Source organism: Pseudomonas poae (assembly GCA_028869255.1).
GTDB classification, from domain to species: Bacteria; Pseudomonadota; Gammaproteobacteria; order Pseudomonadales; family Pseudomonadaceae; genus Aquipseudomonas; species Aquipseudomonas poae_C.
In genome coordinates, this window is sequence record CP110972.1 from 6,648,440 (window position 1) to 6,661,894 (window position 13,455).

Below are 13,455 nucleotides of genomic sequence, written 5' to 3' on the forward strand. Positions count from 1 at the left end.
GCCGGGCTTGCCCGCGATAGCAGTGCTGGCTGACCCACCGCCATCGCAGGCAAGCCAGCTCCCACCTTCTTCAGTGAGTCAGGTGTTCATGCTCTGGAAGTGCGCCAGCATGCGCTGCGCATCCGGCACCTCGCCGCTGAACAACTCAAACGCCTTCACCGCCTGGAACACTGCCATGTTGCCGCCATCCAGGGTGCGGCAGCCCAAGGCGCGGGCATCGCGCAGCAGTTGGGTTTCCAGCGGGAAATAGACGATTTCCGCCACCCACAATTCAGCGCGCAACAGGGCGGCCGGCACCGGTGTGCCCGGTAGCTTGGCCATGCCCATCGGCGTTGTGTTGACTAAGCCATCTGCCTCGGCCATGGCGTTTTCCAAGTGACTGCCGGCTTGGGCGCGACCGCTGCCGAAACGCTGCGTGAGGTTATCCACAAGGTCGCGGGCGCGGGCCATGTCCACGTCGAAAATACTCAGTTGCTCCACACCCTCAGCCAGCAGCGCATGCGCCACTGCCGCGCCAGCGCCGCCGGCGCCCATCTGCACCACGCGTCGGCGCGGCACGTCATTCAAGTTGCGCCGGAAACCTTCGGCAAAGCCCAGGCAATCGGTGTTGTGGCCAATGCGTTTGCCACCCTTGAACACTACCGTGTTGACCGCGCCGATGCCCCGCGCCTCGTCAGACAATTCATCCAGCAGTGGCAGGATCGCCTGCTTGCACGGGTAGGTAATGTTCAGCCCGGTGAAGTGCATCAGCTCGGCGGCGTCCAGCAGGTCGGGCAGGGCGTTGATGTTGAGTTGCAGCGGTTCCAGGTCGATCAACCGGTACAGGTAGCGCAAACCCTGAGCATCGCCTTCCTGTTCGTGCAGGGCCGGCGTGCGGGAGCCCTGAATACCGGCGCCGATCAGGCCGGCGAGGATGCGCGGTTTCATCGGCTCGACCCCTTCAGCAACTGGCTGAAATGCTCCAGGGCCAGGTGGTAACCATGGCTGCCGAAACCTGCGAGCACTGCCTTGGCGATTGGCGACACAAACGAGTGATGTCGAAACGCCTCCCGCGCATGCACGTTGGATAAATGCACCTCGATCACCGGCACTTCACTGGCCACCAGCGCGTCGCGGATCGCCACCGACGTGTGGGTCCAGGCCGCCGGGTTGATCACGATACCGGCGCAACGGCCGCGCGCACCGTGGACCCAATCCAGCAGCTCGCCTTCGTGGTTGGTCTGGCGAAATTCGATTTTCAGCCCCAATTGATCAGCGCTGCGGCCGCACAGAGCGGCGACGTCAGCCAGGGTTTCATGACCATAGGTGGCGGGTTCGCGGGTGCCGAGCAGGTTGAGGTTGGGGCCGTTCAGCACCAGCACGATAGGCGGCATAAGAGGCGTCTCCACAGTTATTGTTGGTTGTGGAGATAAAATGTACTGGATGGTTAATTTGGTCAATTGATGGCCGCGTATCTGTTCGATTATCGAACTGTTAATTATCTTTGCGCCATGCGTGGTTACAAGACCGCATTCGACGCCTCTTTTGCCGCTACTAATCTGTGAATCACCGATTGTCGGGCTGCACCAGGAAAAGTGTTACCTGGCAGAAAATAACCTAACGGATGGGTTACGATGAAAGTAGGGGCATACAAAGGGTTTGTGATTTCGGTGTTTCTCAGGGATGAACACTGTCCTCCGCATGTTCACGTCAGGGGCAAGGAGTGGGATGCGCGCTTTCGTTTCAGTTTTCTGGATGGGCATGTCGAGTTGTGGGATGTGGACCCTGAACGCAGACGACCACCGACAGCGGTTCTGGAGGCAATACGCGGCGCGATAATGCAGCGGCATTACCTGGCGCGGGCGCGCAGGATCTGGTGGGAAAACCTGCAAACGGTTTGCCTGGACAATCATTCCTGGGATTGGGAAACCGCAGAGGTTTTGCCTGGGTTGATCATTCAGCGCGGTGTTTATGTGATCGCACGCGCCCGACACGATGTCGCGGGGCAGAAAACAATTTTGAATCTGGTCAGGGCGCCGGGTTTTGTGGAGATCGATTTATGAAACAAATCGTAAAGGCCAAAGTTTTACCCTACGTAGCGCTCACTGAGGCTGATGTGGACAAGGCAATTGCCCGTGGGCGCAAATTGAAGCGTCTGCACGCCAACGCCAGCAATGTGCGTTACGAAGACGGCTGCATCTCTATTGGTTTCAGCGATGGCAGCCGCATCATGCTGCCGGTGGCGGGCCTGCCGGAGTTCGAAGGGTTTTCGTCAGAGGATTTTCAGCTGTTGGAAGTCGGCTTTGGCGGCAAGGCACTGTGCTGTGAGGCCCGGGATCTGGATGTATCAATCACCGGCCTGATCGCCACAAGCCAACCCTTGATGGACTTGGCGGCGAGCCTGGTAGCGTCGCGCAACGGCCGCAAGAGCAGCGCCGCCAAATCCGCCGCCGCCCGAGCCAATGGCAAGAAGGGCGGGCGGCCGCGCAAGAAGGACGAGGAGGGCGTTGAATTACCGCCGGGTCAATAACACCCCGGACTCCATATGGTGCGTCCACGGGAACTGGTCAAACATCGCACATCGGGTGATGCGGTGCGTGTCATGCAGTTGCGCAATGTTCGCCGCCAACGTTTCCGGATTGCAGGAGATGTACAGGATGTTGTCGAAGCGCCGGGTCAGTTCGCAGGTGTCCGGGTCCATGCCGGCGCGGGGCGGGTCGACGAACACACTGCCGAATTCGTAGCTTTTCAGGTCAATGCCGTGCAAACGACGGAACGGGCGCACTTCGTTGAGCGCTTCGGTGAGTTCTTCGGCAGACAAGCGCACCAGCGTGACGTTATCCACCGCGTTTTCATCGAGGTTGCTCAAGGCCGCGTTCACCGAGGTTTTGCTGATCTCGGTGGCCAGCACTTTGCGCACACGCGTCGCCAGGGGCAGGGTGAAGTTGCCGTTGCCGCAGTACAGCTCCAGCAGATCATCCGGGCGATCGCCCAGGGCTTCGTACGCCCAGTTCAACATCTTCTGGTTCACCGTGCCGTTGGGCTGGGTGAATGCGCCTTCGGGTTGGCGGTAGCTGAACGTACGCCCGCCCACCTCGAGTTTTTCCACCACGTAGTCATGGCCGATCACATCGCGCTTGCCCTTGGAGCGGCCGATGATGCTCACATTCAGGTCGGCCGCCAGTTGGTTCGCCGCGGTGTGCCAGTGCTCATCCAGCGGGCGGTGATAGCACAGGGTGATCATCGCGTCGCCGGCCAGGGTGGTGAGGAACTCCACCTGGAACAGCTTGTGGCTCAGGGCGGCGCTCGCTTGCCAGGCGGCCTTGAGTTGCGGCATCAACTGGTTGATGCGCTGGCTGGCAATCGGGAATTCTTCGATCAGGATCGGCGTGCGCTTGTCGTCCTGGGAGAACATTGCGTAGTGGCGCTCGCCGCCTTCGCGCCACAGGCGGAACTCCGCCCGCAGGCGGAAGTGCTGCAGCGGCGAATCGAAGACCTGCGGCTCGGGCGCATCGAACGGTGCCAGCAGGTCACGCAAGCGCGTGACCTTGTCTTGCAGTTGAGCGGTGTAGTGTGCGGCGTCAAAAGTCATGCGTTGAACCAGCCCAGCTTGATCACAAACAGAATCGACAGAATCACCAGGGCCGGGTTCAGCTCACGGTAGCGGCCCGAAAGCAGCTTGATGGCGGTCCAGGCGATGAAACCGAAGGCGATGCCGTTGGCGATGGAGTAAGTGAAAGGCATCGCCAGGGCGGTGATCACCACCGGCGCTGCAACGGTAATGTCGTCCCAGTCGATTTCCGCCAGGCCCGAGGTCATCAGCACCGCCACGAACAGCAGCGCCGGCGCGGTGGCGAAGGCCGGAACGCTGGCGGCCAATGGCGAGAAGAACAGCGCCAGCAGGAACAGGATCGCCACCACGATGGCGGTCAAACCGGTACGGCCGCCGGCGCTCACGCCCGCCGCGGATTCGATGTAGCTGGTGGTGGTCGACGTTCCCAGCAGCGAACCGGCCATGGCGGCGGTGCTGTCGGCGATCAGCGCACGGCCCATTTTCGGCATATGGCCGTCTTTGCCCATCAGGCCGGCACGCTTGGCGACGCCGATCAGGGTGCCGGAGTTGTCGAACAGGTCCACGAACAGGAACGCGAAAATGACGCTGACCAAGCCGATGTCCAGCGCGCCTTTGATATCCAGCTGCAGGAAGGTCGGGGCCAGGGACGGTGGCATCGAAATGACGCCGCCGAACTGGGTGACATTCAACAGGATCGAGACAATGGTCACCGCCAGAATGCCGATCAGCACCGCACCGCGTACGGCCAGGGCTTCAAGCGCAACGATGAGGATAAAACCAAAGGTGGCGAGGATCGGCTCGGGTTTTTTCAGGTCGCCCAAGCCCACCAGGGTGTTGGGGTTACCGACCACGATGCCGGCGTTGTGCAGCGCGATCAGCGCCAGGAACAGGCCGATACCGGCGGCAATCGCCGAGCGCAGGGGCAGCGGGATGCTGTTGATGATCCACTCACGGATACGGAAGATCGACAGCAGGAAAAACAACACCGCCGAAATGAATACCGCACCCAGCGCAACCTGCCAGGTGTGGCCCATGTGCAGCACTACGGTGTAGGTAAAGAAGGCATTGAGGCCCATGCCCGGCGCCAGGGCGATCGGGTAGTTGGCGATCAGGCCCATCACGGTCGAACCGATGGCGGCGGCCAGGCAGGTCGCGACGAACACCGCGCCCTTGTCCATGCCGGTCTCGCCGAGGATGCTCGGGTTCACGAACAGAATGTAGGCCATGGCCAGAAAGGTCGTGATACCCGCGAGGATCTCGGTGCGCACGTTGGTGTTGTGTGCCTTGAGTTGAAACAGCTTTTCCAGCATGCCGGCTCCCTGTGACGCTATTTTGCGTCGTTATTTGTTGACCTCTAAGTCAAAGCACAAACTGCGCCAAGCGCCTGTGGTTTCAGAGAGGATCGGAAAAAGCGGCGCATCATACCAGCAGCCGAGGCCATGTGGCGTATAGGCTGCGTATTCTGAAAGGTGGCCTTGAGGCATACTGCGCCGACGTTCAATTCAGGGTCATCGACAGCATGAAAAAAGCCACCGCGTGGAGTCTAGCTCTGATCCCTTGTATCAGCCTGTGGCTCGCTGCAGCACCGACGTGGGGCGCGACTGCACCGGCCTTGAGCGAGGTGCGCGTGTTCAAGGTCGAGTCGGCCCGCTGCACCGAAACCATCCCGGAGCGCACGCAAAGCACTCAGATGTGCACCCATCGGGGGCCCACCAAGGTCTCGGTGATGGAAGTCGGCCTGGGCAACAACCCCATGGGCCGCTTCGATGGCGCGCAGCTGAACGGCACACGCACGCCCGTGTGCCAGGTCGGTAACATCAGCGAGGCCTGCAATGGCGCCGGCACCCTTATGGGCTACATCTATGTATTCGAGGTGAATGTCGAAGCTTCCGGCTGGTTCGAATACAGCAACTCCTCGATCAACCCGCCGCGAAACACCCTGAAAACTCTGTTCAATATCCGCTGATCAATCACCTTGAACGCTCAATACCCCGGGAAGTCGTACCCCTGAGACGGCGACTTTCCTGAACGCCGCGGATGTACACCAACCCGTGAGGTGTTTATGAGCGCGACCCCCAATGGCGCGGCGGCCCAACCGTTCGTCAGCCACCCGATACGCCTGCGCCTCAATGGCCAGGATCGCCAGCTGGACGTATTGCCCTGGACCACCTTGCTGGACCTTTTGCGCGAGCAGCTTGATCTGGTCGGCAGCAAAAAAGGCTGTGACCACGGCCAGTGCGGCGCCTGCACCGTGCTGCGCGACGGCAAACGCGTGAACGCCTGCCTGACCCTCGCCGTGATGTGCGACGGCGCCGAGTTGACCACCATTGAAGGCTTGGCCGATGGCGACCAGTTGCACCCCATGCAGCAAGCCTTTATCAAGCACGACGCCTTCCAGTGCGGCTACTGCACGCCGGGCCAGATCTGCTCCGCCGTCGGCCTGGCCAATGAAGGCCGCGCCCACGACACTGCGCAGATCCAGGAATTGATGAGCGGCAACCTCTGCCGTTGCGGTGCCTACAGCAATATTCGCGACGCGATTGAAGACGCCTTGCCGAGCTGCCGCGCCGAAGGAGGTCAGTCATGAACCCCTTCCATTACAGCAAACCGGCCGATGTGCACGAGGCCGTGCACCTGAGCAGCGCCGCGTCGCGTTTTATTGCCGGCGGCACCAACCTGCTGGACTTGATGAAAGAAAACATCAGCCACCCCGAGCACCTGATCGATATCACCGGCCTGCCGTTGCATGGGGTCGAAGCGACCGCCGAGGGCGGCCTGCGGATCGGTGCACTGGTCAGCAACGCCGACCTGGCCTGGCACCCGCTGATCGAACAGCATTACCCTTTGCTGTCCCAGGCCATCCTGGCCGGCGCCTCGCCGCAATTGCGCAATATGGCCAGTACCGGCGGCAACCTGTTGCAGCGCACCCGTTGCTACTACTTCTATGACGCTGCGGTGCCCTGCAATAAGCGTGAGCCCGGCAGCGGCTGCCCGGCGCGCACCGGCTTGAACCGCATCCATGCCATCCTCGGGGCCAGCGATCAATGTGTGGCCACCCACCCTTCGGACATGTGTGTCGCCCTCGCGGCGCTGGAGGCGCGGGTGCATGTGCAAGGGCGCGGCGGTGCACGTGTCATCGAGTTTGCCGACTTCCACCGCCTGCCGGGGGATGCACCGCAACGCGACAACCAATTGGCCGACGATGAGTTGATCACCGCCATCGAGCTGCCCGCCGACCATCTGGCGCGCCACAGTCACTACCTGAAAGTCCGCGACCGAGCGTCCTACGCATTTGCCCTGGTGTCGGTGGCCGCGGCCCTTGAACTGGACGGCGACCGGATCGTCGACGCACGCCTGGCCCTTGGCGGCGTGGCCCACAAACCCTGGCGTGACCGGGCGGTTGAGGCGGCGTTGATCGGCCAGACCGTCAGCCGCGAAACCTTCAGCAACGCCGCCGACGCCTTGCTGCAAGACGCCGAACCCCTGGAACACAACGGCTTCAAGATCAAGCTGGCGCGCCGCGCAGTGATCCGTGCCCTGAGCGACGCCGCCGTCGCAGGAGAACGCCCATGACCGCTATCGGCAAACCCCTGGACCGTGTCGACGGTCTGCTCAAGGTCACGGGCCAGGCGCGCTATGCCGGTGAGTTCCCCGAGAGCGGCCTGCTCCACGGCAGCGTGGTGTCCAGCACCATCGCCAAGGGCCGCGTGCTGCGCATCGATGCTTCCCGGGCCCTGGCGCTGCCGGGTGTGGTGATGGTGCTCGATCATCTCAATCGGCCGAAACTCGCGAGCTACGATGATGCCTTCCAGGACGATGATGCGGCGGATGGCTCACCGTTTCGTCCGTTGTATAACGATCGCGTGCTCTACAGCGGCCAGCCCCTGGCGTTGGTGATCGCGGATAACCTGGAGCTGGCGCGGCATGCCGGTTCGCTGGTGCGCATCGAGTATGCGGCCGAAGCCTTCGACACCGACCTGGTGGCGCTGCAGGAACAGGCCCACGCCTCACCGCAAACGCCGCCCGCGCCACGCGGCAACTTCCAGGCCGAATGGGCCGGCGCCGCCGTCAGCCTGGACGTCCACTACAGCACCCCCATCGAACACCATAACCCCATGGAACCCCACGCCAGCACCGTGCTGTACCAGGCCGACGGCACGCTGCATATCCACGACAAGACCCAGGGCCCGCAAAACTGCCAGGCCTACGTGCAAAAGGTGTTCGGCCTGGATAAAAGCCAGGTGCGCGTCTTCGCCGCATTCGTTGGCGGCGCGTTTGGCTCGGGCCTGCGCCCGCAATACCAGTTGCCGCTGGCGGTGATGGCCTCCCTGGCACTGAAACGTTCGGTGCGAGTCACGCTCACGCGCCAGCAGATGTTCACCTTCGGCTATCGCCCGCGCACCTTGCAGCGTTTGCAGATGGGCGCCGCAGCCAACGGGCGACTGTTGGCACTGGGGCACACGGCGATTGGCCAAACCTCGCGTTTCGAGGATTTCAGCGAGCACGTGGTGGAATGGAGCGGCATGCTTTACCACTGCGACAACGTGCAATTGACCTACAAGCTGGTGCGACTCGACGTGTTCACCCCGCTGGACATGCGTGCGCCAGGCGCCGCACTGGGCGTGATCGGCCTGGAATGCGCCATGGACGAACTGGCCTGTGCCTTGCGCATGGACCCGGTGCAACTGCGCTTGATCAACTATGCCGAGCGCAACCAGAACGAAGACAAACCCTGGTCGAGTAAAGCCTTGCGTGAGTGTTACAGCGAAGGCGCCGAACGTTTTGGCTGGAGCCGGCGCAACCCGGAACCGCGCAGCATGCGTGATGGCCGCCAGTTGATCGGCTGGGGCATGGCGGGCGGCGTGTGGGAATCCATGCAGATGAAAGCCAGCGCCAAGGCGCGCATCGACACGCAGGGCAAGCTCACGGTCAGCAGTGCCACCACGGATATCGGCACCGGCACTTACACGGTGATGACCCAGATCGCCTCCCAGGCCAGCGGCGTGGCGGTGGAGGATGTGCAGTTTCTGCTCGGCGACTCTTCTTTACCGACTGCGCCGTTGCAGGGCGGCTCGTTCACCGTGTCCTCCGTCGGTACCGCCGTGCAGCAAGCGTGCGAAGCCTTGACCGGCACACTGCTGAACATTGCCCGGCAAACCTACCCGGTATTCAAGGATGCCGAGTCGGTACGTTTTGAAGACGGCCACCTGCACACCGGGGACGTCAGTGTGTCGTTGGCCCAACTGGTCAAAGACAGTGGCGAAGACGCGTTGGAGGTGCAGGTCGACAGCGAGCCGGACAAAAAACGTGAGGGCTATGCGACCGCTACCCATTCGGCGGTGTTTGTCGAGGTTCAGGTCGACGAAGACCTGGGCACCATCAAAGTGCGTCGGGTGGTCAGTGCAATCGCAGCCGGGCGTGTGGTCAACCCGAAGATGGCTCGCAGTCAGATTCTCGGCGGGGTGGTGTGGGGCATCGGCATGGCGCTGCACGAAGAGACCCAGGTCGATCATCAACTGGGGCGCTACATGAACCATAGCCTGGCCGAGTACCACATCCCGGTGAATGCCGATATCGGCGAAATCGACGTGGTGTTCGTCGAAGAGCACGACGAAATCGTCAACGCCCTGGGGTCCAAGGGCGTGGGTGAAATCGGCATTGTCGGGGGTGGCGGCGGCGGTGGCGAATGCGATTTATCACGCCACCGGCAAGCGGGTACGGGAGTTTCCCATCACCCTGGACAAGGTGCTGTAGCGCAAACCTTCACGCTACTGGAGAGCCCCTGTGGGAGCTGGGCTTGCCGGCGATAGCGGTGTGTCAGGCATCAATCAATGGCTGACCCACCTCCATCGCAGGCAAGCCAGCTCCCACATTTACTGCATTCCTAGGGGGGCTTAAAGCTTTGCGTCTTCCACCGGCACATGCATGCGGTCGCGGTTGGCCAGCGTCGGGAACAGCTTGATCCACACCCCCGTCACCACCAGCGTGCCGATCCCGCCCATGACCACGGCGGGCACGGTGCCGAACCAGTGGGCGGTGATCCCGGATTCGAACTCGCCCAGCTGATTCGAGGCGCCGATAAACAGGCCGTTGACCGCGCTCACCCGGCCGCGCATTTCATCCGGGGTTTCCAACTGCACGAACGAGGCGCGAATCACCATGCTGATCATGTCCGCCGCGCCGAGCACCACCAGTACCGCCAGGGAAAACCAGAACGAGGTCGACAGGCCGAAGGCAATGGTCGCCACGCCGAATACGCCCACGGCGGTAAACATCACGCGGCCGACATGCCGGTCGACCGAGAAGCGTGCGAGCCACAATGACATCAACAAAGCTCCCACCGCCGGTGCCGAACGCAGCAGGCCCAGGCCCCAGGCGCCGGTCAACAGGATGTCCTTGGCGAACACCGGCAGCAATGCGGTGGCGCCGCCCAGCAGCACAGCGAACAGGTCCAGGGAGATGGCGCCGAGGATGTCCGGGCGGCTGCGGATAAAACGGATGCCGGCCAGCAGCGAATCCATGGTGGCCTTGGCTTTGTTCAGCGGGGTCTGGCGGGCGGGCAGGTTGAGGGTCAACACACAGGCAATCAGGTACAGCACCACTGTGGGGCCATAGACCCACACGCTGCCGAACGCATACAGCAAACCGCCAAGGGCCGGCGCGACGATGGTCGCCAGCTGCTGGGCCGACTGCGACGAGGCCACGGCGCGCGGGAACAACGCGCTGGGCACGATGCTCGGCAGCATGGCCTGGGTGGTGGGCATTTCAAAGGAGCGTGCGGCGCCCAGCAGGAAGGCGAGGATAAAAATCATCTCGCGGGTGACGTTGCCGGTCAGGCCACCGATGGCCAGGGACAGCGCAATCAATGCCTGCACGGTCTGGCAGATGGCCGCGACCTTGCGCCGCTCATAGCGGTCGGCCACATGCCCGGTGTGCAGCATAAAGAGTACGCGGGGCACAAACTCCACCAGGCCCACCAACCCCAGGTCCAGCACATTGCCGGTCAGTTGGTAGAGGTTCCAGCCGATGGCCACGGTAAGCATCTGGAAGCCGCTGGCGGTAAAGATCCGTGCCAGCCAGAACGCGATGAAAGGGCGGTGGTGACGCAACAGCAACGCGGGTTCACTAGGCATCGGGAATTCAGGTCAGGGCCGGAGGGAGCGCCGAGATTATCATTAAGTTGTAACAGATAGTTGCAACAACTGAGCTGAGGCAGTCTGTCACGCGGCAAAAGACCACACAGTTCAATCCTGAAAATGGGACTACTCTTTCAGCAATGCTTGATCCAGATCAAAACCTGCGTGGGGATTGTTCTGGGGCCTTCGGGCCAGATTCCCTACGTGGCTGGTTAAAAAAGAAACGAATCGAAATTCGCCAGACTCCATATCCGTAGGGGGCAGTGGGTGCAGGCTTCCGCCAGCAGCCGGTATTACCTGACAGAGGAAGACTTATGTTCGGTTTGGAGGCGCTAGATCTCGCCCGAATTCAATTCGCATTCACCATCTCGTTCCACATCCTGTTCCCGGCGATCACCATCGGCCTGGCCAGTTACCTCGCGGTGCTGGAAGGCTTGTGGCTCAAGACCCACAACGACACCTACCGCGACCTCTACCATTTCTGGTCGAAGATCTTTGCCGTCAACTTCGGCATGGGTGTGGTGTCGGGCCTGGTCATGGCCTACCAGTTCGGCACTAACTGGAGCCGTTTCTCGGACTTCGCCGGCGCCGTCACCGGGCCGCTTCTTACCTATGAAGTGCTCACGGCCTTCTTCCTCGAGGCAGGTTTCCTCGGGGTGATGCTGTTCGGCTGGAACAAGGTGGGGCGCAAGCTGCACTTTTTCTCCACCGTGATGGTGGCCGTCGGTACGTTGATTTCGACCTTCTGGATTCTCGCCTCCAACAGCTGGATGCAGACCCCGCAAGGCTTTGAAATCATCGACGGCCGCGTGATCCCGACCGACTGGCTGGCGGTGATCTTCAACCCGTCGTTCCCCTACCGCCTGATGCACATGGCCACCGCCGCCTTTGTGGCGACCGCGTTCTTCGTCGGCTCCTCGGCGGCCTGGCACTTGCTGCGCGGCAAGGACAACCCGGCGATCCGTAAAATGCTCTCGATGGCAATGTGGATGGCGCTGATCGTCGCGCCTATCCAGGCGGTGATCGGTGACTTCCACGGCCTCAACACCCTCAAGCACCAACCGGCGAAAATCGCCGCGATTGAAGGCCACTGGGAAAATATCGGCAATGAGCCGACGCCGCTGATCCTGTTCGGCTGGCCCGACATGAAGGCCGAAAAAACCAAATACGCAGTCGAGATCCCGTACCTGGGCAGCCTGATCCTGACCCACTCCCTGGACAAACAGGTGCCGGCGCTCAAGGAGTTTGCGCCGCAAGACCGCCCCAACTCGACCATCGTGTTCTGGTCGTTCCGGGTCATGGTCGGCCTGGGCTTCCTGATGATCTTCACCGGCCTGTTCAGCCTCTGGCTGCGCCGGGGCGACAAGATGTACACGTCCAAGCCGTTCCTGTACCTGGCGTTGTGGATGGGCCCGTCCGGCCTGATCGCGATTCTCGCCGGCTGGTTCACCACCGAAATCGGCCGTCAGCCGTGGGTGGTCTACGGGCTGATGCGCACGGCGGATGCCTCCTCCGGGCATAGCCTGGCGCAGATGACGATTACCCTGGTGTTGTTCGTGGTGGTGTACTTCGCGCTGTTCGGTGCTGGCCTGGGCTACATGATGCGCCTGGTGCGCAAAGGGCCGCAGACCCACGAAGGCAGCGAGCCGACCCACGGTGGCCCTGGCCAGAAACGCACGCCGGCTCGTCCGTTGTCTGCAGCCGATGACGGCAGCGATGACGACCACGCGCACATCCAGCACAAGGGGAATTGAGATGGGTATTGATCTTCCGCTGATCTGGGCCGTGATCATCATCTTCGGCATCATGATGTACGTGGTGATGGACGGCTTCGACCTGGGTATCGGCATCCTCTTTCCGTTTATCCCCGGCAAAGTCGACCGAGACGTGATGATGAACACCGTCGCGCCGGTTTGGGACGGTAACGAAACCTGGCTGGTATTGGGCGGCGCGGCGTTGTTCGGCGCGTTCCCGCTGGCTTATTCGGTGGTGTTGTCGGCGCTGTACCTGCCACTGATCCTGATGCTGATCGGGCTGATCTTCCGTGGCGTGGCCTTCGAGTTCCGCTTCAAGGCCAAGGACGATAAACGCCACCTGTGGGACAAGGCGTTTATCGGCGGCTCGCTGGCGGCAACGTTCTTCCAGGGCGTGGCGCTGGGCGCATTCATCGACGGTATACCGGTGGTGGACCGCCAGTTTGCCGGCGGCTCGCTGGACTGGCTCACGCCCTTCACGATGTTCTGCGGCGTGGCACTGATCGTGGCGTATGCGTTGCTCGGCTGCACCTGGCTGATCATGAAAACCGAAGGTCCGTTGCAGGAGAAGATGCACAACCTGGCGCGGCCGTTGGCGTTCGTGGTGCTGGCGGTGATCGGTATCGTCAGCCTGTGGACGCCGCTGGCTCACCCGGAAATCGCCTCGCGCTGGTTCACCCTGCCGAACCTGTTCTGGTTCCTGCCGGTGCCGATCCTGGTGCTGGTGACCATGTATGGCCTGATTCGCGCCGTGGCACGTAATGCGCACTACACGCCGTTCCTGCTGACGCTGGTGCTGATCTTCCTCGGCTACAGCGGCCTGGGGATCAGCCTGTGGCCGAACATCATTCCGCCTTCCGTGTCGATCTGGGACGCCGCTGCGCCACCGCAAAGCCAGGGCTTCATGCTGGTGGGCACACTGTTCATCATCCCGTTTATCCTGGGCTACACCTTCTGGAGCTACTACGTGTTCCGCGGCAAGGTTACCCACGAAGACGGCTATCACTAGGAG

At 61.9% G+C, this 13,455-nt stretch carries 12 protein-coding genes and 1 pseudogene; 8 read left to right on the forward strand and 5 right to left on the reverse strand.

The window, feature by feature from the left end; all coding sequences use genetic code 11:
• Positions 1 to 78: 78 nt before the first annotated feature.
• Both LRS56_30300 and aroQ read right to left on the reverse strand, forming a co-directional pair.
• Complete coding sequence (locus tag LRS56_30300) at positions 79 to 927, reverse strand: shikimate dehydrogenase (GenBank protein WDU62916.1); 849 nt, start codon at positions 925 to 927, stop codon at positions 79 to 81.
• Positions 924 to 1,373: a type II 3-dehydroquinate dehydratase gene (gene aroQ / locus LRS56_30305; GenBank protein ID WDU62917.1), complete on the reverse strand. Its 450-nt coding sequence runs from the start codon at positions 1,371 to 1,373 to the stop codon at positions 924 to 926. Before aroQ ends, LRS56_30300 begins: the two co-directional genes overlap by 4 nt.
• Positions 1,374 to 1,613: 240 nt before the next feature.
• Here aroQ and LRS56_30310 point away from each other — a divergent pair, with 240 nt between their 5' ends.
• On the forward strand, positions 1,614 to 2,042 hold the full coding sequence (locus LRS56_30310; protein WDU62918.1) for a DUF4160 domain-containing protein: 429 nt from the start codon (positions 1,614 to 1,616) through the stop codon (positions 2,040 to 2,042).
• Positions 2,039 to 2,509: a DUF2442 domain-containing protein gene (locus tag LRS56_30315; GenBank protein WDU62919.1), complete on the forward strand. Its 471-nt coding sequence runs from the start codon at positions 2,039 to 2,041 to the stop codon at positions 2,507 to 2,509. The genes LRS56_30310 and LRS56_30315 overlap by 4 nt, the downstream gene beginning before the upstream one ends.
• On the opposite strand, the gene trmA is transcribed toward LRS56_30315, so the two are convergent.
• Both trmA and LRS56_30325 read right to left on the reverse strand, forming a co-directional pair.
• Positions 2,492 to 3,571 carry a tRNA (uridine(54)-C5)-methyltransferase TrmA gene (trmA, locus tag LRS56_30320; GenBank protein ID WDU62920.1) on the reverse strand — a complete coding sequence of 360 codons (1,080 nt, stop codon included), beginning with the start codon at positions 3,569 to 3,571 and terminating at the stop codon, positions 2,492 to 2,494. The genes LRS56_30315 and trmA overlap by 18 nt on opposite strands.
• Entirely contained in the window at positions 3,568 to 4,863 is a 1,296-nt protein-coding gene (locus LRS56_30325) for an NCS2 family permease (GenBank protein WDU62921.1), read from the reverse strand. Before LRS56_30325 ends, trmA begins: the two co-directional genes overlap by 4 nt.
• 209 nt (positions 4,864 to 5,072) lie before the next feature.
• Between LRS56_30325 and LRS56_30330 the strand changes: the two genes are divergently transcribed.
• The 4 genes and pseudogenes from LRS56_30330 to LRS56_30345 all read left to right on the forward strand — a co-directional run bounded on the left by LRS56_30330 (position 5,073) and on the right by LRS56_30345 (position 9,307).
• A complete protein-coding gene (locus LRS56_30330; GenBank protein ID WDU62922.1) occupies positions 5,073 to 5,519 on the forward strand; it encodes a DUF4879 domain-containing protein in 447 nt (148 codons plus the stop codon).
• Between the two features lie 96 nt (positions 5,520 to 5,615).
• Entirely contained in the window at positions 5,616 to 6,140 is a 525-nt protein-coding gene (locus tag LRS56_30335) for a (2Fe-2S)-binding protein (protein ID WDU62923.1), read from the forward strand.
• Positions 6,137 to 7,126, forward strand: a complete 990-nt coding sequence (locus LRS56_30340; GenBank protein ID WDU62924.1) for a xanthine dehydrogenase family protein subunit M — start codon at positions 6,137 to 6,139, stop codon at positions 7,124 to 7,126. Before LRS56_30335 ends, LRS56_30340 begins: the two co-directional genes overlap by 4 nt.
• Positions 7,123 to 9,307, forward strand: a pseudogene (locus LRS56_30345) (xanthine dehydrogenase family protein molybdopterin-binding subunit). The gene LRS56_30340 and the pseudogene LRS56_30345 overlap by 4 nt, the downstream one beginning before the upstream one ends.
• A 140-nt stretch (positions 9,308 to 9,447) precedes the next feature.
• On the opposite strand, the gene LRS56_30350 reads toward LRS56_30345, so the two are convergent.
• On the reverse strand, positions 9,448 to 10,686 hold the full coding sequence (locus LRS56_30350; GenBank protein WDU62925.1) for an MFS transporter: 1,239 nt from the start codon (positions 10,684 to 10,686) through the stop codon (positions 9,448 to 9,450).
• A 317-nt stretch (positions 10,687 to 11,003) separates the two neighbouring features.
• Here LRS56_30350 and LRS56_30355 point away from each other — a divergent pair, with 317 nt between their 5' ends.
• Together LRS56_30355 and cydB are read left to right on the forward strand one after the other, a co-directional pair.
• Positions 11,004 to 12,443 (forward strand): cytochrome ubiquinol oxidase subunit I, encoded by a 1,440-nt coding sequence (locus tag LRS56_30355; protein ID WDU62926.1) that lies wholly within the window; start codon positions 11,004 to 11,006, stop codon positions 12,441 to 12,443.
• A gap of 1 nt (position 12,444) precedes the next feature.
• Positions 12,445 to 13,452: a cytochrome d ubiquinol oxidase subunit II gene (gene cydB / locus LRS56_30360; GenBank protein ID WDU62927.1), complete on the forward strand. Its 1,008-nt coding sequence runs from the start codon at positions 12,445 to 12,447 to the stop codon at positions 13,450 to 13,452.
• The last annotated feature ends 3 nt before the right edge of the window (positions 13,453 to 13,455 follow it).

Bases quoted from the DNA above. Each gene is read 5' to 3' on its own strand.
- LRS56_30300 (WDU62916.1), bottom strand. From the start codon at position 927: ATGAAACCGCGCATCCTCGCCGGCCTGATCGGCGCCGGTATTCAGGGC.
- aroQ (WDU62917.1), bottom strand. From the start codon at position 1,373: ATGCCGCCTATCGTGCTGGTGCTGAACGGCCCCAACCTCAACCTGCTC.
- LRS56_30310 (WDU62918.1), top strand. From the start codon at position 1,614: ATGAAAGTAGGGGCATACAAAGGGTTTGTGATTTCGGTGTTTCTCAGG.
- LRS56_30315 (WDU62919.1), top strand. From the start codon at position 2,039: ATGAAACAAATCGTAAAGGCCAAAGTTTTACCCTACGTAGCGCTCACT.
- trmA (WDU62920.1), bottom strand. From the start codon at position 3,571: ATGACTTTTGACGCCGCACACTACACCGCTCAACTGCAAGACAAGGTC.
- LRS56_30325 (WDU62921.1), bottom strand. From the start codon at position 4,863: ATGCTGGAAAAGCTGTTTCAACTCAAGGCACACAACACCAACGTGCGC.
- LRS56_30330 (WDU62922.1), top strand. From the start codon at position 5,073: ATGAAAAAAGCCACCGCGTGGAGTCTAGCTCTGATCCCTTGTATCAGC.
- LRS56_30335 (WDU62923.1), top strand. From the start codon at position 5,616: ATGAGCGCGACCCCCAATGGCGCGGCGGCCCAACCGTTCGTCAGCCAC.
- LRS56_30340 (WDU62924.1), top strand. From the start codon at position 6,137: ATGAACCCCTTCCATTACAGCAAACCGGCCGATGTGCACGAGGCCGTG.
- LRS56_30350 (WDU62925.1), bottom strand. From the start codon at position 10,686: ATGCCTAGTGAACCCGCGTTGCTGTTGCGTCACCACCGCCCTTTCATC.
- LRS56_30355 (WDU62926.1), top strand. From the start codon at position 11,004: ATGTTCGGTTTGGAGGCGCTAGATCTCGCCCGAATTCAATTCGCATTC.
- cydB (WDU62927.1), top strand. From the start codon at position 12,445: ATGGGTATTGATCTTCCGCTGATCTGGGCCGTGATCATCATCTTCGGC.